This is a genomic window from Wolbachia endosymbiont (group A) of Acrocera orbiculus, assembly GCF_947250015.1.
GTDB classification, from domain to species: domain Bacteria; phylum Pseudomonadota; class Alphaproteobacteria; order Rickettsiales; family Anaplasmataceae; genus Wolbachia; species Wolbachia pipientis.
The window spans coordinates 1,277,565-1,299,943 of the sequence record NZ_OX366272.1; the positions used below are offsets into that span (position 1 = coordinate 1,277,565).

Genomic DNA, 22,379 nt, shown 5'->3' on the forward strand with positions numbered 1-22,379 from the left:
TACAGAATAAATTTCTAAAACTTTACTTAAAATATCTTTTTAATTAGTTACTCCATAATATCATTTATATCTTACTCCTCTTCATTTTCTTCCTTGTTTTTAGCTTTAGCACTAGGATCACTTCTTATTGTTTCATCAGAATTTTTTTGCTGATCTGATTGTTTTAATGTTTTAGGTCTATCACTCGTTGTTTTATCAGAACTTCCTTTAGAATCTTCTTTTTTGTCTGGTTGCTTTGGCGTGTTAGGTAATTTAGCCTCAATTTTTCCCCGATCTTTACTCATTTTCTGCTTGATACTCTGTATCATACTTTGGGTCTTATCATCAAGGCCAACGGTTGACAGCATAGCTTGCGATGCGCTCTTAGCAACTGTACCAACACCGCCAGTAACTCCATAACCAGAGCTAAATAGTGTTTGTACCATAGTTTCCGATATAGAAACAAAAGCTTCCATTGCACCGGCAATAATGAGGTATATAAACGCCTGGATTAGGTCTATAGGTAATGCTGCAAAGTGTCCACCAGCCCTTTCTCCGGTACTGAGTGCAACATCAACGCTAGTGCCAGGACTGTATCCAAGAGGCAGTATTGATTTCATCAAGCACAGATCATACGATAAGAAATTTACGCTAATTAAACATTGATAGCATGCAGAAAAATTTGTGAGGTTATATAAAACTGAATACATCAACTGATTTAAAAGAGATAAAAATGAAAATAAAATGACTGGTTCTAATGAAACATGAGCCAACGTTTTTATCCAATTATCAAACAAGGGTTTAGTCTTTTGAAATAGAATAAATACGATAAATAAAGGTGTTAATGACAGTAAAAACGCCACTAGAACAGTAGATATTACATATTTAAACGTAGCGCTAATAATGCATTTTAAGAACATAAAAGTAGCGTAGAGTATTGCCAAAAATGCAATAAAGCCAAAAGGACCAGAGAGCATCAATGATAAAAACTTTAACCAAGTTTCTGCTGTGAATAATACTCCTGCTGTCAAGTCTAAGAATGCAAATTTTCTCCCCCCTTCCCCTATATAGCCAGAAAAGCTATCAACCAAATAAGTGCTACCATCTATAAAAAGTCTGGATAAAGTTGTACCAAAAAGTTCCCAGCTTCTATCGCTAAAGGCAAAAGCTATAAATGCTATCTTGAACATTCTTACAATGAAATCAAATTTACTTAGCTGTATTGTTCCAAGCATATAGCCAACGATAGTAAATATAACGTATAGAGTAAGCAAAGCTCTTACCCCTTGAAGAAGACCTCTTGCATATCCTTTGTATGAATCTTTAACGCTGTCCCCAATTACTTCTTCTTTTATAAGTTTAAATACCCCGTTTACATTCGATGAAATAAAATCATTAATTTTTCTTTTAACAAATAAAGTTACTGTGTACTTATTATTTTCATAATATTTGCCATTTTTATCTGTAATGTCATCTCTCTCTACGTTGCTTACATTGATGCCGAAATATATCTTCTTAGATTCTTCGTTCTGAAAGTGTTCTCCGCTTATTACATCTAATATGGTGTACTCATCTTTTCCGTTTACTCTTTCTCTCACTCCTACCACTTTAAAATCATTAGTTCCCACACCATGCAAATCTTTAGGTGGCTCATCACCTAAATATACATATAATTTTTCGCCATTAATATATTCACATGATCTAGTCACTTTAACATGGTACCCACCTCTATTAGCTCCATAGTGACCATAATCTGCAATGGCAAGCATCACACTGCTACCAGGTGTTACACTTCCTATTGGATAGTCATGATTTAATTTTAAGGAAAAATCTTCAAAATTATCACTGATTTTTGAGCATACTAGTTTATCATTTTTCTCCTTTCCTGCTTCTCCTCTTTTTGGAAGACATTGAATACCTTTAGCATCGCCCTTCATATCATTACGCTTGCCTTCAGAAATACTTGCATCACCTGGATCGCTTATTTTTGCAACAAGAGCCTCAGCCCAAGATTTATCATCTTCAGTAAAACTACCTGCTTTAACATTCCCTTCCATTTTTTCTAGATAAGAATACATATCACATTTATTTCCTTTATCGTACTTCTTATACCTTATAGAGGAGACACAGTTCCGTTCTCCTGCTTGACCTAAACCATAGTTCCATATACCCTTCTCAGTATAGCATATATTTTGATGGTAACAGTTAAGCTCATAGGAGGAGTACTTTTTTCTCTCATCAAGACTACAGTTTTTTCCATCACATAACTCGTTCAATCCTATTTTAGCGCGGCGTAAATCAAGTAGTGAACCATATACCCATGGTTCGTTGTCTTGAATATAACCTTTATTAAAATGCACCTTATTATCATATGGGGTATACCCATTGCCAACTAGCACTTTGCTTTCCTTTGCTTTTGTTTTATCAAGAGGTAAAAATTGTATTTTATTTTTTGTACCATCTTTACCATCACAAAAAAACTCTCCCCCCTGATGTACTTCACTCACTGTAGCTTTCTTATATACAGTTTCCTTACGGTCATTTTCTACAGCTTTATAACAATTGTCATCAAAATTGATGCCTTTCCCTTCTGGATTGTCGTAATCAATTGTTATTTTTCTGGGAACTAAGCTGAAGCTTAACTTGTCACCAGGATTTACTTTAATTCCAGTGTCCACATAACGTCTATTGCTGCCAAATCCTTTGCCACCACATAGTTCGTTTTTACTTTCATTAACACCATAATTGTTAGGTACACTATTAATATCCGCAGCCTTACTATAATTTGGTTCTGAGCCATCAGCACAAAAGCTAGCTGGCACAAGTACTTTCCTTGGATTTTTGTCTTCTTTAAAAGGGCAAAAATTTACTGATCCATCGAGGGTGAATTTGATTTTCTCACCCTGACTAATTACCTGACCAGAATCAACCCAATGAATTTTATCGGCTTTACGAACTGGAACATCCACATTAACGCTGGTGTTTTTGCTCTGCAACCCAGGCTCGACACAATCCATATTACAACCAGTGATTGCAAGACACAGTATCAACAATAGTGATCTTTTACTTATCATTGCTGTCTTCCTTGTGGTATCTGAGGCGTTGACCTTTGAGTCCCTTGTGGTATTTGAGGTCTTGACGTACCTGACTGTTGAGAGGCATCTCCTCTTTCTCTTCTTTGAACGCTTTGTTCATCTAACCCTACTGTTCCCATTAAGCTTTGTTGATACTGTCTTCCAGGTTCGCTTGCTACATAAGCACCAAACAACGAGTCAGATATTGCCGAAGAAGCTTCAACTAAAGCTTTCATAGCGTGTCCCAAAATAACAAAAGCCATCATAGCGGTAATATTAGGTGTATATTTGGAAGCATAACCATAAAAAATACAAGGGTTAAAAATCTTTAGGTTAATATTAAGTATACATGTAGAGCAGACCTCAAAATCAAATACTGAATACACAATATAATCCATAACCTGACTTATCAGTGATATAAAAATTAAAAGGACCACTGGATGAATTGCAAATCTTGCTAAATTTTTAACCCAGTTTTGAAACATCTGCCTAGTATACGCAAATAAAAGACAAATAATAAAAATAGGTGCTAAAGAAAGTAATAACGCAACTATTGCTATAGATGTAATAAAAGAAAATAAGGCATTAAAAATAGATAAGCTCACTGTGATTAAACCCCAAATCACCAAGCAAAAAGATACAATGCCCAAAGGGCCAGAAAATATAAGAGATACTATTAACAATACTGAATGCGATGACAAGAACCTATTGAGCGGCAAATCAAGAAACTCAAAAACATTTGAAGTAGTGCCTCTAAAATTTGCTATTTCTATTAGTTGTTTTGGAGTGTTAATAAATATAGAGAATGCGTTGTTATAAAAAAAGTCCCAGCTATTATCCTGCAATAGCTGGGCGATGATTCCTATCTTTACGCATATAATTAAAAACTCATATATAGAAATATGAGTTAATCCAAAAAAGTAATAAAGAGTATATAAGATTATATATAGTACTAATAGTGATATTATAGTAGATCTAATGGTATTTGTTCTGCTTGATTTTATAAAACTTTCGTAAAGAGACTTCACAGGACTAGTATCAGAGTGAATTGCGTTAGGGTCTTTATAATTAGAGCCGAAAAATGCAGTTTTCACTTTTTCATCAAAGAAATTATATATTGCACTAAAAGTTTTTGTAGGTGGCTCTTTAGTTGTTAGGTTAATACTAAACTGACCTTCATTTTTGTAATCGCAGCCATGGTCTCTTATTCCGTAATATATGGTGCCTGTTTTGTCTTTTAATTTTCCTTTCAAGTTTTCCATGTCATGAACTTTGCTGATATCTACAGATATATCCGCTTGATTTTCACCAGGCTTATGCTCAGGGAATTTATCGGAAACACTTATATACAAGCTATTTTCCAGACTATGGTTCTTCGTTACTCTTATGTTGAACCCGCCTTTGTCATTTGTATTGTAGCAGCTCTTGTCATTTCTGCTACATAGACTAAAAGTTAAACTTGGTATTTGATGGTCATTCTCCATCTTATGATCACAACTAGTACATAAACCACCACCTGGAATGTGTTCAAGAGTTTCATTATCCATACCAACTTTTAGAAATGTAATGTCAGTTTTTACCTGTTTTCCCTTTAATACGTTACTAATAATTTCAGCAACAACAGATTCACCACTAGAATTTAAAGCATTGAATAGCTCAATTTCTATATTATTATATTCAATATACACGCAATCCTCGCCTCTACGACCAGAAGAAAATTTACATATACGTCTACAGAGTGAATTTAAAATGTGCGTATCTATCTTACTTGCACTGCTCTCTGAAAGCTTGCTGCAATCTATATTCTCTCCTTGTTTTATAGAGTTAATAATATTTTCAATTTCCTTTTTTCTTTCATCTTGATCTAACTTCGAAAACCAGTACTCTCTTCCACTCAACCATTGCGCATCGCCTATTATATATTTATTAGGACATATCCCATCCTTGCCACCTTGGCATTTCTCTTGATTTAAAACATGTGCAAAATGTTCCGTTTCTTGCTCGCTACACTTTTCGTCGATTTTCAAATACCTGATTTTTGTCTCACTCTCTTTATCTTTACACACTTTACTTCCAATCACACTAAAGCTTATCGTATCGCCTTTTTTAAGTGCAAATGGTAATGCAACGTCATTTCTCCCAGGCCCAATTGCAAAATCTGCATACTGCTTAGGACAAAAATTAACCTTACTAGGCACTATATCAATCTCTGTTACTCTTATTCTATCTGAAATATTAACACCAGAATCAACCCATTTCTGCTCTGTTGACACTATATCTAGTTTTTCACGCAAACCTGATAAATTTTCTGGCTTAATACAGTGATGTTCCCCGCAGCCTGACAGAAAAAAAAACGGTATTATCAGCAAAAATTTTAGCATAAATCCAACTCATTCAGTGCTTTTGTTAACACTCTCGGAGCTACTAGAACCAGAACCTCGAGATTTACTCTTGTCTCCACCACTCAACTTCTTAGCAGCAGCACCAGCAACTCCAGCAACACCCCCAGCAGCAGCTTTGGCAGCAGATAAAGCTTTGCCCACCATTTGTCCAGGTGTCTGACCTGAGCCAAGTGCTGCTCTATGGTTACCAGCAAGTTCAGCAGCCATGCCAGGAAGAATGTTTAAAAAGTGGTAAAAGAGGAATAATACTAAACACAATTTTAATAATTCTCCGATGAGAGAGCTGCCAAACTCCATGTATGTAAAGTCGAATAGACCAAGTATGCTGCTCTTTTTAAAGCTATAATTTTGCATCATACATGCAAGAGTAGTTTCATTTTTATCACATTCCCCATCTTTCAATTTAAACCACTGTTTTTTCTTACTATATGAGATTTCTGCTTGTTTCTTTTCATATGACTTGTCCGGTTGTTCATTTTTATATGACTCGTCCAGTTCAAAATTTAAATTTTTAAAATAGATTTTATCACATGCTATGAACATAAAGGACAAAAACGCAAAAAGGATAACCGGGTATAAGCTATAGGTAATCAACTCTTTCACCCAGCCTTCAAAATATCCTTTGGTGTGTTGGAATAAAACCATAGGAATGAACAAAGGTGATAAAATGATGATTACACTTAAAGCAACTAGAGATAAAATAAATACATAGCACAGCCACAAAATAACCATCATCATCAGAACGGCCATAAATATACAGACAAGAGCTACTAAAATTTGTCCACCAGCAAAAATAATACCGATTACCGAACCTGCAACTAATAAGACAGGAGCAGCACCAAGCAAGACTGCTAACGTTGCAACACCTCCAGTACCAATTTTGCCACCAATTCCATCTAAAGGGGCACCTAAATAAAATAAAATTCTACAATCAAGCCTATCCCAAGGTGCAAGATAACTGTAAGATACCCTCTTTCCTGCACGAGTATATTCATAATCTGTACCTGCTTTATAATTACATATGCCTTTACTTTCAGATGATGCTTTTAGCACTATCTCTGACAAACCATTTGAGAGACGAGTTAATTCTCCATAATAATGAGACATGGTACTGCCTGTTGTGAAGTAAATCACTAAAGCGAATTTTATGATCAACATATACATTTCTTGAGGCCTCTGAACTCCACCAGACATGGCTTTTATAGAGAACAGTATTAAAGCTAAAACTAAAACAGCAGTTACAGTGTTTTTCAGCCTTTTCTGTGCTACAGATATAAAACTCTCACCATTTGGTGCACCTTTACCTGCAACTAAATTATCTAACGATTCCTTAATGCATTGCACTATCATAGAAGTTACGGGAATAGGAGCTAATGATTTACTCCCTGCCTGGTTATAACAAGCTTCAGAAACATACGAGCTAAAACAGCCAGCATTATCATAACCTACAAAAATTTTCCCCCCTTGTCCGTTGAGTCTTTTTTCTTTAGATCTGATAATAGTTTTATAGTCATCATTATTACCAATAGGAACTTTTTCCTCTCCTGTACCATCTTTATTTTTGAATATCATCACAGATTTTTCACACATAGGAGCAAGTGGGTCAGGTGGCAATTCCGTGCACCCCATATCAACCCCTTGCGGCCAAGGAGTCATTTCGATACCAAGCATTTTCACACTTGCTAACTCCACACATAATCTGCCCATTTTTCTTACTGCTTTAAATGTAGCTCCATGTATGGGTTCGCTCTGTCCTGCTTTGAGAACTTTACATTTCAGCTCACCATCAACCTTCGGGGACCATGACCCATCTACATATCCAGTATCTTTCTCCCTGACATCAAAATCTATGTATCCAGTTTCTTTTCTGAAATCAAAGTCTTTCTTGTTAAAAAGATTACCAAAAGTTAAAGGGTTTCGATGACATACTTCTATATATTCACTGTATTGCACACCGTTTTTTGGCCAGTAATAACTCTCTGTACTCTCCTGAACGTTAGAATTTAAGGCTTCTTTTTCTGCTCTTTTCCCGTCATAATCTTTTTTGTTCACGTCTTCCCGAGCTTTATTTTGCAAACAAGAAAAATATTCCTCTTCTGTTTGGTAATTTTCATTGGTGCAGCCACTATAACCTGTGTCTTCTAATTTAAAATTTTTGTATTTTCCATCATGATCACGTGCAACTGGGTGTTTAACAAAACTATGTTCACAAACAACAATCCCTCCTATCGCTTTCCAGACTCCAACAATTGCAGCTATCATTCCAACAATAACAAGAGCGGTAAACAAACCAGCAGAAGAAACGATCAAAACAATGCCAGTAAATATTGCGCCAACAGCAATCGCTATTCCAGCAAGTGCTGCAGCTGTTTTAAACGCTCCACAATCAGGATTAGAGGCACGACTAAAACTGCCAGTGGAATTAAATCTGCTAACAAATTCTGTCTTTTCAGTACCACTTACTCCATCTGCAAGCACTGGATATGAGAGTAAAAAGTCTATATTTAGTAAAAATATCGCAATTAATAGCAATGACAGCTTAGTCTTAAACATTTTTTACCTTCTGATAAAATATAGGCAACCATACTTTTGGGTTGTCCCCAACTTCATTTAATATATCGTGTAACAATAGAACACTTTCTGCACGTCCGGATAATACGTTGATTATATCATCCAGGCCTTTTAAGTCTATTCTAGCTACTACAGCATTGACTCCTTGTTTCACCAAAAAGAATCTAGTACTCGGATCTGTGTGCTTAATTAATATATATTCACGTTCAGTTAACATAAAAACATCCCGATAGACACTAGTAGCTTTCAGATTTGGTAAAAAAATCTGTGTCGCTGTTTGTTGTACAAGCGTATCGCTAATAGTACTTTTACTTGCATCCTCAACACTCTGAGTAGCAAAAATCACAAAAGCATTTAGTTTTCTCAGTACCTTCAACCAGTCTTTTATCTTGGGTGCAAAAACTGGATTATCTATTAACGCCCATGCCTCATCAAGAACGATAATAGATGGAGTGCCATCAAGAGATATACTAATCCTATGAAATAAATAAATCAAGACCGGTCCAAGAGCAACAGGATCTTTGAGCAAGCTAGCCATCTCAAAACCAAATACTCTTGCTCGTGAAAAATCTAGCAAATCTTCTTTATTGTCAAATATTGCAGCATGAGAACCATTATCATGCCACATAGATATTGCCCCAGCTAGAGTATCAGGACCTGCAAGCCCTAAAAACGGTACGAGGTTTCTCAAGAATCTGTCTTCTTTTCTTAATTTAAAATTTCCTTCAATTGCATCATTAATTCGTGCAATATCTTCTGAAGTAAATTTATCATTATATACCGAAATTAAAGACTTTATCCACTCCATTAAAAATGTTCTATTATCAGAGGTATCATCAAGTTGTAAAGGATTAAAATTTGTTTTAGTTCTTGGTTCTATTACAGTATAGATACCACTAAGTGCTCTTAAGAAAATCTCTGCACCGCGATCTTTATCAAAAAAGAATATCCTTGGAGAAAACTTCATCGCTTGGGCACACAGGAAATTCATTAAAACAGTTTTACCAGCACCAGTTGGGCCAATTATCATAGTGTGTCCAACATCCCTTATATGAAAGTTGAAAAAAAATGGAGTACCAGATGTCGTGTCAAAAACTGTAACGGCATCTCCCCAGTGGTTATTGAATTTATTACCAGTAGGATAATTATGTTGAGATGCAAATCCAGCCAAATTAAGACTACTTATTGTAGCTTTTCTCACTATATAATCGAAATTACCAGGAATTTGCGCCCAAAATGCTGGTTCAAGGTTAACTCTCTCACGTATAGGGTAAACACCGCAATTAGAAAGCTCTGATTCTACCAACGACAGAGCGTTATCCAATGATTTAGGACTTTTTTCTATACATAAAATAGTCAGGTGATGTTGACCAAACGCAATCTTACCACTCATTGCGTCATCAAGCGCTTGAGAAATTTCTGCTATTTGAGAAATAGCTTTATCTGCAGACTGTATCATTCGATTTTGCTGTATCTGCATTTTTCCAATCGCCATTTGCCTGTTTATAAATTGAAAAGATTGCGTAATTATAAACTCGTAAGGAAGTTGTAAAAACGAATCAAGCATTCCTGCAGAAGTATGATTTCCATATTCTTTGATACTAATTATTCCAGCATATTTACTCTCATTATGAGTCACAACCTGTATCATCTTACGGCCAAAGAATAACCTATGTACTGGTAAGTATCTTGATATTTCAGTTCTTAGCGGAAAAAGCGTATTTGTAACGAAGCCACAATTTACGATTCTAGATAGAAACTCCATTATTTCGCAGAACAAACCATCTGGAGTTTCTTTTACTCCAAGAATTTTAGGCGAATAATTTCTAAGGCTTGTCACTACACGATTTGTCGTTTCCTCTAAATCTTCATACGTGGCACGTATATCACTTTCCCAAGCATGTTTTGAAGTTACATGTCCGAATTTTTTTAGTAGATGTGACAAAAATTCTACTCCTTTTGTGTCCGCTCTACGGATAATCGTAATGTATAGGTCATTAATAAATGATTGCCTTGTTGCGTGTTTTTCTCTCCATTTTAGATTTACGTGATTAGCGAAAAAATTCGGCAAACCTTGACTTGCAAATTCATTAGAAAAAATATTTTTCTTACGTCTGATAGTATGAAAATACAAACTAAATGCCGGAGATGAAATGCTTCTTAGCATCTGATTCCTGATGTTGTTCTGTATGACTAAATCCTCGTCATCGGCGGTTTCAAATGCAAAGCCACTTAATTTTATAACCTTAACCAACCAATTTTCTTTTGTCATCAAGGTTGTGCTATTCCAATAGCAAGAATAAGGAATAAATTCAGCAGCGTGAACTTCCCTGCTCAGAGTAGATTTATTCTTTGATTGAACAGCCCTAAACCTCAGCATCACACAACGTTAAGCAATATCATAAGAATTGGCTCCATGATAAAAACGATTTAAACATTTCGAGCACTTTCCCAATTTTACCATAAATAATTCAATAAACAACGGTTCTTTTGCAGAAGCTATATAACCAAGTCCATGTATACCTGGTAACATTAAGAGAATCACTCTTAAATCATTTGAATTAATGAAAATTAGCATGCAAATCAGGACGTTTAATATTGCAAACATATAACTCACACCAAAGAGCATTGCAGGTCTTGTAAGACCTTTAAATAATTGATCTGTTTGTATACTACCTGTGGACATATCTTTAACCTTCTAATAATAGCTCTAACACTAATACTATATCATTATATTAAAAATCCATTGAAACTAGTAGCACTTTAAGTTAAGATACATTATTTAATCCCGATAATGACAAGTTGGCCATTTCAAGAAGCAGAAAAAATATTGCAAGAGTTTCCTAATAAAAAAGAAATAATATTTGAAACTGGTTATGGACCCTCTGGTTTACCCCACATAGGAACCTTTGGAGAGGTTTTCCGCACTACAGTTATTGTAAATGCATTAAAAAAAATAGCTCCTGGTATAAAAACCAAAATCATTGCAGTTTCAGATGATATGGATGGTTTGCGAAAAATACCAGATAATGTGCCAAATCAAGAGATACTAAGAGAGCACTTAAATAAACCATTGACTATGATACCTGATCCATTTGGCACTCATCAGAGTTATGGTCATCATATGAATTCATTGTTGTGTAAATTTCTTGATATGTTTGAATTTGAATACGAGTTCAGGAGTGCAACAGAGTGTTATAAATCTGGCGTTTACGATGAAAAACTTTTACTCTTACTGAAAAATTATGATAAAGTGATGGACGTAATGCTTCCATCATTTCGGGAAGAAAGACAGCAGACTTATAGTCCATTCTTGCCAATATGCCCAAAAACTTCTCAAGTTTTACAAGTTCCAGTAATTGAAACAAATACAGAGAAAGGAACAATCACATATGAAGACCCAAACGGGGAAAAAATAGAAGTTCCAGTGACAAAAGGAAAATGTAAACTGCAATGGAAACCTGATTGGGGAATGAGGTGGGCCGCATTTGGAGTAAATTACGAAGCTCACGGAAAAGATTTAACTCCATCTGCTGTGCTTTCAAGTCAAATATGTGAAATACTTGGAGAAAAGCCACCACTTCTGTTTTGCTACGAGCTTTTCCTTGATAAAGAAGGAAAGAAAATATCAAAATCAAAAGGAAATGGCATTTCAATTGAAGAGTGGCTAACTTACGCACCAACAGAGAGCTTAGCATTGTACATTTTTCAGAGTCCTAAAAAAGCTAAACGTTTATATTTTGATGTGATACCAAAATCAACTGATGAATATTTAGAATTTGTAAAGCGTTATCATGAGAACAAAGAAAAGGATATAAATAATCCTGCTTGGCACATTCACCAGGGCAATGTTCCCAGTATAGAAACTTCAGGCATAAATTTCTCACTACTTTTAAACCTAGCAGCAGCTTGTAATGCTGAAAACAAAGAGATCCTATGGGGTTTTATATCCTCTTATGCACCAAACGTTACACCAGAAAATAATAAAATGCTTGATAGACTTTCAGACTTTGCAGTAAAGTATTATCACGATTTTATCAAGCCAACAAAATCATATAAAACTCCAAATGAAAAAGAAAAAGCAGCGTTACTAGATTTGAAGGACACTTTACATTCTCTATCTACAACTGCTACTGCTGAAGAAATTCAATCTCAGGTATTTTCTATTGGAAAAAAATATGATTACACCAACTTACGTGACTGGTTTCAGCTATTATATGAAACGTTACTTGGCCAAAAAACCGGTCCAAGAATGGGATCTTTCATAAAGCTTTACGGAATAGGTAATACGATTTCTCTCATAGAAAGCGCTACTAAATGTATACTTTAGAGTTTACCTCCTTTCATTTGAGCTCTTTAGTTTTAATAAGAATTCCTTGACAAACTCCGCCAGCCCCCTTATCATGAAACTGAAGCTATTGTATTTGCTTTCGCCAATCTGCAGATTAAAAGGTAAGGATTACTTAATGTATCGGCGTCTTATGTTCAATTTTTTGCAGTATATAGATACTGTATGTCTTTACAAAACTTCATCTACATCTAGATTTTTATCTAAATAAGCTGAACGCGCTTATAAAGCGTTACAAGACATCAAAAAATGCCAATACTCGACAGAGATAGTAAAAGACTAGCTAACTCGGGGATTCTTTGTCTTTTTTTCTGCTTAGTAAATTTCTTAAACGTTTGCAGCGTAAGTTAGTTGCAATTAAAAGCAGCTGAATTTCGCTTGTCAAGCGTTTAAAACATAAAAAACGCCAATATTTTAAAGCGGATAATAACCACGGGGCTTCTTTTGCCTTTTTTTTCATTTGGTAGATTTCTTAATGTTTGTGGCTGAACGACAACCGTCATCCCGCTACTTGTTAGCGGGATCTCTTGTTAGCGGCTGAGATACCGCGAATGAATCGCGGTATGACGGTTCGCGGCGGCATGACGATAAGGTTTATACCTTGTCATCCCAGTGCTTGACACTGGGATGGCTTTGTTGCATAGCAACTGAAAAAATCTGGTGGCTACTGACAAAATTCATTATAAAATAGCCATTTAACCTTGAAAGAAAAAATATGCCACAAAAAATGAGGGTCAGTAACCATAGCGAATATAACAAATTTCTAGAAAAAAGAGGAAATATTTTTCATTATATCAACGAAGCCATAGAAAAGTGGTACGAGAATGGTCCAAAAATACCAGGTGGCAACAATATTTATAGCGATAAAGTTGTAATTTTGGTGCACATAATAACTTGTTTATTTAGAATAGGCCTGAGGCAAACAGTTGGGTTTATAGCAGGATACCTTGAGCAAATTGGGAAAAATTTGCAAGTTATCAGCTATTCACAATCATCAAGAAGGTTTAAGAAACTCAATATTAAGATCAATGATTGCAGAATTGATAAAAATAATATGGAAGATATCGAAATTACTATAGACAGTACAGGAATTAGTATATACAACAACACTCCTGGTCATAGCAAAGAAAATAGCGAAGATAGAAAGTATCGCAGCTATGAACAGACAAGAAAATTGCATGTAATGTTGAATACAAACAGCAAAAAAGCCATAGCTGTAAAATACAGTAACGGTGTCTACTCTGATCACTATGGAGCTTGTGATTTGCTAAAAGAAGTCGATTTTCAGTATGTCATAAAAGTACTATATGCAGATAGGGCATATGACAGAGAAAAGCTCTATAAGCTGTGTAATCAATATGGTATAAAAACGAAAATTCCTCCGAAAAACAACGCAGCAGAGCATCCAAAATTGGATTATATGCTTGATAGAAATGCCGCTATTCAGTTAATGAAATTACATGGTGAGAATGGTATAAAAAGATGGAAAGAAGAAGTAAATTACGGAAAAAGATCGTATATTGAAGGATTTTTCTCAAGGTTGAAGCGAATATTTGGGTTTAGTTTTAGGAGCAAATCTGAGATTAATCGTGAGAAGGAACTGCTACTCAAGTGTTATTTGCTTAACAAATTTACTGAAATAGGCATGGCTAAGTTTGAGATAGCTTCATGAATTTATTGTACGTTACCTACTATCCGAAGAGCGATGCAACAAAGCCCACTGGGATCCAGCTTTCTTTATAAATTCACCAAAAGTGCTTCATTCTATAACGCAAAACCCATACTCACCAAATCCAATGCATTACTTGCAATTAAGTTTCCTGGATCCCAGTGTCTGGGCACTGGGATGACACCATCATAAAGGAATCAGTGTCAGCTACTTTCATGACACCATTCTTTTTCCTGGATCCAAGTAGTCGAGCTACTTGGATGACAGCTAGCCTGACAACCGTCATCCCGCTACCTGTTAGCGGGATCTATGCTAAGAGATACCGCGAATGAATCGCGGTATGACGGTTTGCAACGGTATGACGGTTCGCGGCGGCATAGTATAGCTCTTTCGATAAAAGTCCGGATGTGATAGGATAAGGATAGATGATGATAAGGAGGTTGAATGCCAGCAGCATATAGTTATGATTTAAGAAAAAAAGCAATGGAAGCGCTAGACGAAGGAGAAAGCAGAGAAACAGTGGCAGCAAGATTTAAGATTGGACGAACTACTTTATGGGAGTGGCAGCAAAGAAGAAAAGAAACAGGAGACTTTCAATCAAAAAAACTTGGAAATGGGGGTTACAATCACAAAATTACCGACTGGGATACCTTTGCCAAATTTGCCAGAGAACACGGAGGAAAGACTCTATCGGAAATGGCTAAACTTTGGAACAACGTTAGTATCCAAACGATCTATCGAGCCCTTAAAAAAATTGGATTTACGCGCAAAAAAAGACATATGGATACAAGGAAAGAAACGAAGAAAAACGTGCTGAATTTTTGAAAATTATAGCGACAAAAGAACCTAAAAACTTAGTGTATATAGATGAGTCTGGCATTGATAACACCGAAGACTACCCCTACGGATATTGCCAGAAAGGACAGCGGTTTTATGCCTTAAAATCTGGAAAGAAAACTCAACGAATCAGTATGGTTGCAGCCTTAAGTGGAAGAAAGATAGTTGTTCCGTTAACCTTTGAAGGCCACTGTAATATGGATGTTTTTAATGGATGGTTTGAGCAATTTTTGACACCGATCTTGGAACCTGGACAGACTGTCATTCTTGACAATGCTACTTTTCATAAGTCTGATAAGATTATCGAGCTTGCTAAAGGGGTTGGTGCAGAAATTTTGTATCTGCCGCCTTATTCTCCAGATTTCAACAAAATTGAGCATCATTGGTTTGCTATAAAAAACAGAGCCAGGAAAAACATTCCTCTATTCGAATCCTTTCTTCGTGCTGTTGATTCTGCCTTCCTATGACCTGTTTGGACTATTATGAGAAATGCTATAATTCGTCATCCCGCTGCTTGTTAGCGCCGCGGCGGTATGACGGTTCGTGGTGGTATGACGTAGAGTGCTTAGAAGCTGTTATTTTGCTATAAATGGCTGTAATGGCATCATCTATTTTATTGCTATCACAGCCTGTTTGTGCAAGTTCAGCATTCCCACCACAGTTCTTTTTAACTGCTATGGATATTAGTTCTTTTGCGCTAATCTTATTGATTAAGTCTTTACTTACTTTAATAATCAAGACTGTTTTATCTTTTTCTGTTGCCGTAAAAGCTATTACCGTTTTTGGTTTTTGTTGCTGCAAAACAAACTCTCTTATTACATTTGCTGGAATATCAGTGAAAGTGTGGCTTATAAAATTTATTCCATTTATTTCGGTGCTTTTTATATTCTCTGCACTCACAAGCTTTTTATATAGGTTTTTTATTTTGGTTTCGGATTTTTTGTGTTCTTGACTTAAAATACTTAATCTGCTTGTTATTTCACTCACTGGCGCTTTTACGAATTCTGCAACTTTTTTTAAGTTAATTTCATTATCACGTACATAATTGATTGCTTCCTGACCAGTTAAAGCTTCAATTCTCCTCACTCCAAAAGCAACAGAACTCTCTGTTACTATCTTAAATAAACCGATTTCTCCAGTATGTTCAACGTGCGTGCCACCACACAGTTCCCTTGAATCTCCAATCTTCACTACTCTTACTTGATCGCTATATTTTTCGCCGAATAACGCCATAGCTCCTTCGTCTATTGCCTGATTCATGCTTTGAATTTTTGTAGATGCGGAAAGATTTTCTCTGATTAGAGAGTTTACCATATCCTCTACCCAAAACAACTGATCTTGAGTCATTTGAGTGTTATGGCTGAAGTCGAATCTCAGTCTATCTGGTGCAACTAGGGAACCTTTTTGAGTGACATGATCACCTAGAATTTTTCTGAGTATAAAGTGCAGAAGATGTGTAGCTGAATGATTTCTTCTTAAGGTTTGCCTTCTTTCCTTGTCAATGCTTGCTGCAACTGTGTTACCTTTACAAATTGAACCGAACTTAACTATGCATCTGTGCAAATATAGGTCATTAACCTTATTGGTATTCTCGACTATAATAATACTTCTATCAGATTTGATCAGACTGCCAGTATCTCCCACTTGTCCACCTGACTCGCCATAAAAAGGTGTTTTATCAAGTATAATGGTTATCTTTTCTCCCTCCTTTGCAGAATCAATTACTTCATTTTTAGAGGAAACTATAGCTAGTATTTTCGCATCACTTACTTCATTGAACTCATAACCAACAAATTTTGTTTTGCCAAATTTATTGATCAAATCAAACCATACTTGCTCAACAGATTTTTCACCAGATCCAGCCCATTTAGCACGTGCTCTCTCTTTTTGTTCTCCCATTGCATCATCAAAACCCTTCTGGTCAAAATTTATTTTTTTCTCTTTTAAAATATCAAGTGTAATATCCAAAGGAAATCCGTAGGTGTCATATAGCTTAAACGCTGATTCTCCAGGCAAAGTATCGCCCGATTTTAAATCTGTAGTGAATTTCTCCAGGAGATTGATACCTTTCATCAAAGTGTCTTTAAAGTTTTCTTCCTCTGATTTTAACGTCGTTTCTATTAAGCTTTTAGCTCTGACTAATTCAGCTCCCATATAAGCCGAACTCGTGCTATCTATCAACACTGGAAAAATACGATGGAGTAGGGAATCATTATATCCAAGCAGGTGAATATAACGTGTGGCTCTCCTAATTAATCTGCGTAATACGTAATTCCTGCCCTCATTTCCAGGAAGCACTCCTTCTGCGATGAGAAATGCAGCCGCGCGAAGATGATCTGCTATGATCTTATGCGCTATTTTATTTTCCGTTCTTCCACAGTACTCTTGTGATTTACTTATCAGAGCAGAAAATAGATCAATATCATAGTTATCATGGACGTTTTGCATAACAGCCGCTATTCTTTCAAGGCCCATTCCAGTATCGATGCATTTTTTTGGCAATTTGTGTAAATTACCTTCTTCATCTTTGTTAAACTCCATGAATACCAGATTCCAGATTTCAACAATTCTATCGCCCTCTTGTAAATTAGGACTCCCATGGTCATAAAAAATTTCAGAACATGGACCGCACGGACCAGTGCTTCCCATACTCCAAAAGTTATCATCCGTTGTAATTCTTATGATTTTATCACTTGAAAAGCCACTTATCTTACGCCAAATCTCGTACGCCTCATCATCAGTATGGTAGACGGTTATGGATAGTCTGTTTTTATCAAGAGATAACTCTTTAGTGATAAATTCCCACGCAAATTCTATCGCAGTTTCCTTAAAGTAATCACCAAAGCTAAAATTTCCGAGCATTTCAAAAAATGTGTGATGCCGAGTTGTATAGCCAACATTTTCCAGATCATTGTGTTTACCGCCTGCTCTTAGGCACTTTTGACTTGAGACAGCACGTTTCATTTCAGTTTTTTGAGCACCAGTAAAAATATTTTTAAACTGCACCATACCAGCATTTGTGAACATGAGCGTTGGGTCATGTTCTGGAATCAAAGGAGAAGAAGAAACCTGCTCGTGGTCATTATTTACAAAAAATTTTATAAATCTTTCTCTGATTTCGTTTAGCTTCATCGTTTTTATTGAGGTTATCTATAAATAATAAGTTGTAATGGAAATAAAATCAATACCACTCTCTAGATCTCAGAACTTCTAGTGACATGCACCTTGTGGTAAGAAAAAATCAATATATTCACGATAAATTTACCTCATATCTGTGTTTTATATGTGGAAATTGGAATGGAAATTTATGTAGGCAAAGAAAAAAGAATAGCAAATGTGGTGACTCAACACTGGAATGACATAAAAGGATCAGACAGAGATTGGCCAGAAAGGCATGAAATAGACACTGCAGAAATAATGGAATCATGGCAGCATTGTTTTGTCATTGAAGTCAAGGATCAAGGTTATATTTGTGAAAATGCAGGAGAAAAGGCTGTTGAATTCTATGGTTTTGAGAAAAAGACGCGCATTGATAATAAGTATGCAATTGATGCACCATTTTTGCGACTATATAAAATAGATGCAGTTATTGATAAACTTGATACTGTAATAGAGAGTAAATGCCCGATCAATGAAGAGGAAGAAAGTGAAAGTGTTAAAATGAGGCAAGTATTGTTGCCACTTGGGAATAAAGAAGGTATAACACACATATTGGGCGTAATTACTTTTAAACTCCTTTAATATACAATTTTAATTTGATTCTTTAATAAAATTATTTATACTAATGCTTAATTACTATTAAAGAACTCAATAGTAGTGCTTGTAAATTTATTTGGAATATGAAGAAAATAAAATTAAAAACCAAATCTTCTGTGAAAAAGCGCTTTCACCTTACAGCTAAGGGTAAAGTTATTTCTACTCAGTCAGGCAAAAGGCATGGCATGGTAAAGAGAAGTAAATCTAATATTCGTAATCAGCGCGGTACAACGATTCTTGGTAAATCTGACTCGCGTATAGTTAAGCTTCATATGCCTTACGGTATTTAACAAAATGGAGGTAAAATAAAATGGCTCGGGTAAAACGTGGAGTCACTACTCACGCTCGTCATAAAAAAATATTGAAACTGGCAAAGGGTTATAGAGGACGTGCAAAAAGCTGTTATAGAATTGCATTACAAAGAGTTGAAAAAGCACTGCAATATGCTTACAGAGACAGAAGAACCCGTAAACGTGATTTCCGTAGCTTATGGATAATACGTATTAATGCAGCAGCAAGAGAGCATGGGCTTACTTATGGTAGGTTTATGCATGGTCTTACACTTGCCGGCATTGATTTAAATAGAAAAATTCTTGCTGAGATGGCAGTTAATTATAAGGATGATTTTGCCAAATTAGTAGAAACTGTAAGTGGTAAATTAGCGGAGAATTCTTAAAGCAAAAACACCATGAGAATTATTTTCATGGGATCACCAGGATTTGCTGTTAATTCTCTGAGCTTGTTACTGAAATCAAAGAGCGAAGTGGTGGCAGTATACACCAAGGCTCCAAAACCTTCGGGGCGTGGACAGAAGCCAATGAAATCTCCAGTACATGTTATCGCTGAAGAAAGTAACATAGAGGTATGTACTCCTATCTCTCTAAAGTTCTCGGCAGAGCAAGAAAAATTTAGAAATTTCAAGCCAGACGTTGCGGTTGTTGCCGCGTATGGATTGATACTTCCAAGAGAAATTTTGAATATTCCAAAATATGGTTGTATTAATATTCATCCTTCATTACTACCAAGGTGGCGTGGTGCAGCCCCGATACAGCACACAATTTTAGCAGGAGATCAAGAAACCGGGGTTAGCATTATGCAATTGGATGAAGGATTAGATTCCGGCCCTATTTTAAAACAGGAAAAATTTCTTATCGAAAAGAACGATAATTACAAGACATTGCATGATAAATTATCTAAGCTAGGCAGTGATTTACTGCTGAAAGTGCTAAACGAAATTGAAAAACAGCTTCCCTTAAAACAGAACGATAACAATGCATGTTACGCTGACAAAGTGGAAGACTATAAAATTTATGCAAGTGATGCCTGTGAAGTTGCTTATAGAAAGGTTAAAGCGTTTTACCCAAAAGCATTCATTAAGATAGAAAATAAACGTATCAGGATACTTGATGCTGACTTTGAAGCTCTCGCTTCAGAACAAGGTAAGATTGTTAACGATAATATGCACATAAGTTTAAAAGGTGGCACTTTAATTCCTAAAGTTGTACAAATGGAAGGGAGAAATCCTTGCAGTATTGAAGATTTTATTCGTGGCTTGAAATCAAGCATGGTAAAAAAATTTATAGAATAGACTACTTTGAAGGGAAGGTTAGGAGGGCTAAAGCAACTTCTACAATTTGGTATTCCGCTGCTTGTTAGCGGAATCTACAACAAGATACCGCGTTTTGGTGTACGAACATTGCAATTTGCAGGTAATTTGAGTAGTAGATGGTGTCATTCCAGTCTGGAATCCAGTTTCTATTGTACAGCCACCTGGTGTGCTCATTTAAAGTGAAGTTTTCTGGATCCCAGTGTCTGGGCACTGGGATGACATCTTTCTTGGTCTCTTGTATCACAATGTTCGTACAGTTGTGGATACCGTGGCGGTATGACGTAGTAGCTATATATAGACAAATTCCTTTTTCTTAGATATAATTTTAAAAAACTTTCCATATAAAAATGAAAATAAAAAGAGCTTTAATATCAGTATACGATAAAACGAATATAATTGATCTTGCATCGTTTTTAATGCAGCAACAAATAGAAATTCTTTCAACGGGAAATACTTATAAAACGCTATCTAGTGCAGGAATAAAAACACAAGAGGTCTCAGATTACACACAATTTCCAGAGATACTGGGTGGTAGAGTAAAAACTTTACACCCTAAAATTCATGGAGGAATACTTTGCAATAGAGAAAAACACAAAACGGAAATACAAAATCTAGGTATTGAGCCAATAGACCTGCTTATAACTAACCTATACCCATTTTGGGAGACAGTAAGTAGCGGCTCAAATGAAGAGCAAATTATAGAACAAATTGATATCGGCGGAGTGGCGTTAATTAGAGCTGCAGCAAAAAACTTTCGTTTTACTTCAGTTATTTCTAGCATTCAAGACTACGAAGCACTAAAAGCTGAGATGATAAAAAATAACAATGAAACAACATTGGAATATAGAAAATATTTAGCAACCAAAGCATTTGCTCTCACTGCACACTACGATTCTAATATTCACAGTTGGTTTTTATCCCAGATTAAAAATAATGAGTTGCCAGAGTTTTTCGCACTATATGGGCATAAAGCACAAGAATTAAGGTATGGTGAAAACCCTCATCAAAAAGCTGCATTTTATAGTAATCAATTTACAGAATATCCGTTGGAAAAACTACATGGAAAAGAGTTGAGTTATAATAATATAGTAGATATAGAATCCGCACTTAACATAACTTCTGAATTCGAAGAACCTGCAGCAGTGATAATAAAGCACAATAACCCGTGTGGCGCTGCTGTTGGTGATAATGCTTTGGAGGCATATGAAAAGGCCCTATCGTGTGATGAAGTAAGCAGTTTTGGTGGTATAGTTGCCTTAAATCGGGAGATAGATTTAAGGCTAGCAGAAAAATTAAACGAGATATTTTTGGAAGTTGTGATAGCACCATCAGTAAACAATGAGGCGCTAAAAATTTTACAAAGAAAGAAAAATTTAAGAGTGATTATTCATAAATCTTTCCAACAAAATGTGAAATACCAAATTAAAAACGTTGTTGGCGGGTTTTTGGTGCAAGAAAATAATGATCACAAGATAAAAGCAGAACAAGTAACAGAATGCACTACAACAGAAAAAGAAAAAAAAGATCTTATTTTTGCCTGGAAAATATGTAAGCATGTGAAATCCAACGCAATAGTTATAGCAAAAGATGGTTGTGCTATTGGCATCGGTGCAGGACAAACAAGCAGAATAGATAGTGTTAACATTGCAGTGAAAAAAGCAGGTGAAAAATGTAAAGGTGCGGTGCTTGCTTCAGATGCATTTTTCCCATTTCCAGATAGCATAGTAGAAAGCGCAAAACATGGGATTACAGCTATAATTCAGCCCGGCGGCTCGCTGAAAGATCAAGATGTGATAAAAGCTGCAAATGAAAATAAAATTGCTATGTTTTTCACTGGCGTTCGCAGTTTTTTCCATTAGGCTTTGTGTCTTATCGTCATACCGCCACAAACCGTCATAACGCGATTCATTCGCGGTATCTCTCAACATAGATCCCGCTAGCGGGATGACAAATATACCGCCGCGGCGCTAACAAGAGATCCCGCTAACACGTAGCGGGATGACGGTTGTCAGCCAAGTAGCCCCCTATGATGTCATTCCAGCGCCCCTATGATGTCATCCCAGCGCCCCCTGTAATGTCATCCGAGTAGCTGACACTGGGATGACACCCGGCTTTGTTGCATCGCTCAAGTGAA

General features: G+C 36.0%; 15 protein-coding genes and 1 pseudogene. 9 read left to right on the top strand and 7 right to left on the bottom strand.

From position 1 onward, the window contains the following. Positions 1–71: 71 nt before the first annotated feature. The 5 genes from OOL03_RS06295 to OOL03_RS06315 are packed head-to-tail and all read right to left on the bottom strand — an operon-like array spanning position 72 to position 10,712. On the bottom strand, positions 72–3,053 hold the full coding sequence (locus OOL03_RS06295; protein ID WP_264707326.1) for a TrbL/VirB6 family protein: 2,982 nt from the start codon (positions 3,051–3,053) through the stop codon (positions 72–74). After that, complete coding sequence (locus OOL03_RS06300; RefSeq protein ID WP_264705365.1) at positions 3,050–5,434, bottom strand: TrbL/VirB6 family protein; 2,385 nt, start codon at positions 5,432–5,434, stop codon at positions 3,050–3,052. Before OOL03_RS06300 ends, OOL03_RS06295 begins: the two co-directional genes overlap by 4 nt. Before the next feature lie 9 nt (positions 5,435–5,443). Continuing rightward, positions 5,444–8,008, bottom strand: a complete 2,565-nt coding sequence (locus tag OOL03_RS06305) for a TrbL/VirB6 family protein (protein WP_264707328.1) — start codon at positions 8,006–8,008, stop codon at positions 5,444–5,446. After that, on the bottom strand, positions 8,001–10,406 hold the full coding sequence (locus OOL03_RS06310) for a VirB4 family type IV secretion/conjugal transfer ATPase (RefSeq protein WP_264707695.1): 2,406 nt from the start codon (positions 10,404–10,406) through the stop codon (positions 8,001–8,003). Before OOL03_RS06310 ends, OOL03_RS06305 begins: the two co-directional genes overlap by 8 nt. Before the next feature lie 9 nt (positions 10,407–10,415). Beyond that, positions 10,416–10,712, bottom strand: coding sequence for a type IV secretion system protein VirB3 (locus tag OOL03_RS06315; protein ID WP_007548615.1), 297 nt, complete (start codon positions 10,710–10,712; stop codon positions 10,416–10,418). A gap of 108 nt (positions 10,713–10,820) precedes the next feature. On the opposite strand from OOL03_RS06315, the gene OOL03_RS06320 reads away from it, so the two are divergent. The 4 genes from OOL03_RS06320 (at position 10,821) to OOL03_RS06335 (ending at position 15,347) form a co-directional block, all read left to right on the top strand. Further along, positions 10,821–12,356 (top strand): lysine--tRNA ligase, encoded by a 1,536-nt coding sequence (locus tag OOL03_RS06320; RefSeq protein WP_264707329.1) that lies wholly within the window; start codon positions 10,821–10,823, stop codon positions 12,354–12,356. A gap of 733 nt (positions 12,357–13,089) precedes the next feature. Then, on the top strand, positions 13,090–14,046 hold the full coding sequence (locus OOL03_RS06325) for an IS5 family transposase (RefSeq protein WP_253303449.1): 957 nt from the start codon (positions 13,090–13,092) through the stop codon (positions 14,044–14,046). 33 nt (positions 14,047–14,079) lie between these two features. Further along, complete coding sequence (locus OOL03_RS07095) at positions 14,080–14,235, top strand: hypothetical protein (RefSeq protein WP_264707330.1); 156 nt, start codon at positions 14,080–14,082, stop codon at positions 14,233–14,235. A gap of 252 nt (positions 14,236–14,487) precedes the next feature. Further along, a protein-coding gene (locus tag OOL03_RS06335; protein ID WP_264707034.1) for an IS630 family transposase occupies positions 14,488–15,347 on the top strand; the annotation gives its coding sequence in 2 pieces (ribosomal slippage) (positions 14,488–14,812 and positions 14,812–15,347; 861 coding nt in all). A gap of 25 nt (positions 15,348–15,372) precedes the next feature. Here OOL03_RS06335 and alaS read toward each other — a convergent pair. Further along, entirely contained in the window at positions 15,373–18,012 is a 2,640-nt protein-coding gene (gene alaS, locus OOL03_RS06340; protein ID WP_264707331.1) for an alanine--tRNA ligase, read from the bottom strand. Positions 18,013–18,177: 165 nt separating this feature from the next. On the opposite strand from alaS, the gene OOL03_RS06345 reads away from it, so the two are divergent. The 4 genes from OOL03_RS06345 to fmt all read left to right on the top strand — a co-directional run bounded on the left by OOL03_RS06345 (position 18,178) and on the right by fmt (position 20,224). Further along, entirely contained in the window at positions 18,178–18,621 is a 444-nt protein-coding gene (locus OOL03_RS06345; RefSeq protein WP_010962890.1) for a PAS domain-containing protein, read from the top strand. Between the two features lie 98 nt (positions 18,622–18,719). Next, positions 18,720–18,926, top strand: coding sequence for a 50S ribosomal protein L35 (gene rpmI / locus OOL03_RS06350; RefSeq protein ID WP_007548610.1), 207 nt, complete (start codon positions 18,720–18,722; stop codon positions 18,924–18,926). A gap of 20 nt (positions 18,927–18,946) precedes the next feature. After that, entirely contained in the window at positions 18,947–19,312 is a 366-nt protein-coding gene (gene rplT / locus OOL03_RS06355) for a 50S ribosomal protein L20 (RefSeq protein WP_006279340.1), read from the top strand. Between the two features lie 12 nt (positions 19,313–19,324). Then, the gene (gene fmt / locus OOL03_RS06360; RefSeq protein WP_264707332.1) at positions 19,325–20,224 is read left to right on the top strand and encodes a methionyl-tRNA formyltransferase; all 900 of its coding nucleotides are present in this window, start codon (positions 19,325–19,327) and stop codon (positions 20,222–20,224) included. Positions 20,225–20,311: 87 nt separating this feature from the next. On the opposite strand, the pseudogene OOL03_RS07215 reads toward fmt, so the two are convergent. Beyond that, positions 20,312–20,459 (bottom strand): annotated as a pseudogene (locus tag OOL03_RS07215) (WPE palindromic element domain-containing protein); the annotation flags it as partial. A 133-nt stretch (positions 20,460–20,592) separates the two neighbouring features. Here OOL03_RS07215 and purH point away from each other — a divergent pair. Next, positions 20,593–22,104 carry a bifunctional phosphoribosylaminoimidazolecarboxamide formyltransferase/IMP cyclohydrolase gene (gene purH / locus OOL03_RS06365; RefSeq protein ID WP_264707333.1) on the top strand — a complete coding sequence of 504 codons (1,512 nt, stop codon included), beginning with the start codon at positions 20,593–20,595 and terminating at the stop codon, positions 22,102–22,104. Positions 22,105–22,379 lie beyond the last annotated feature (275 nt).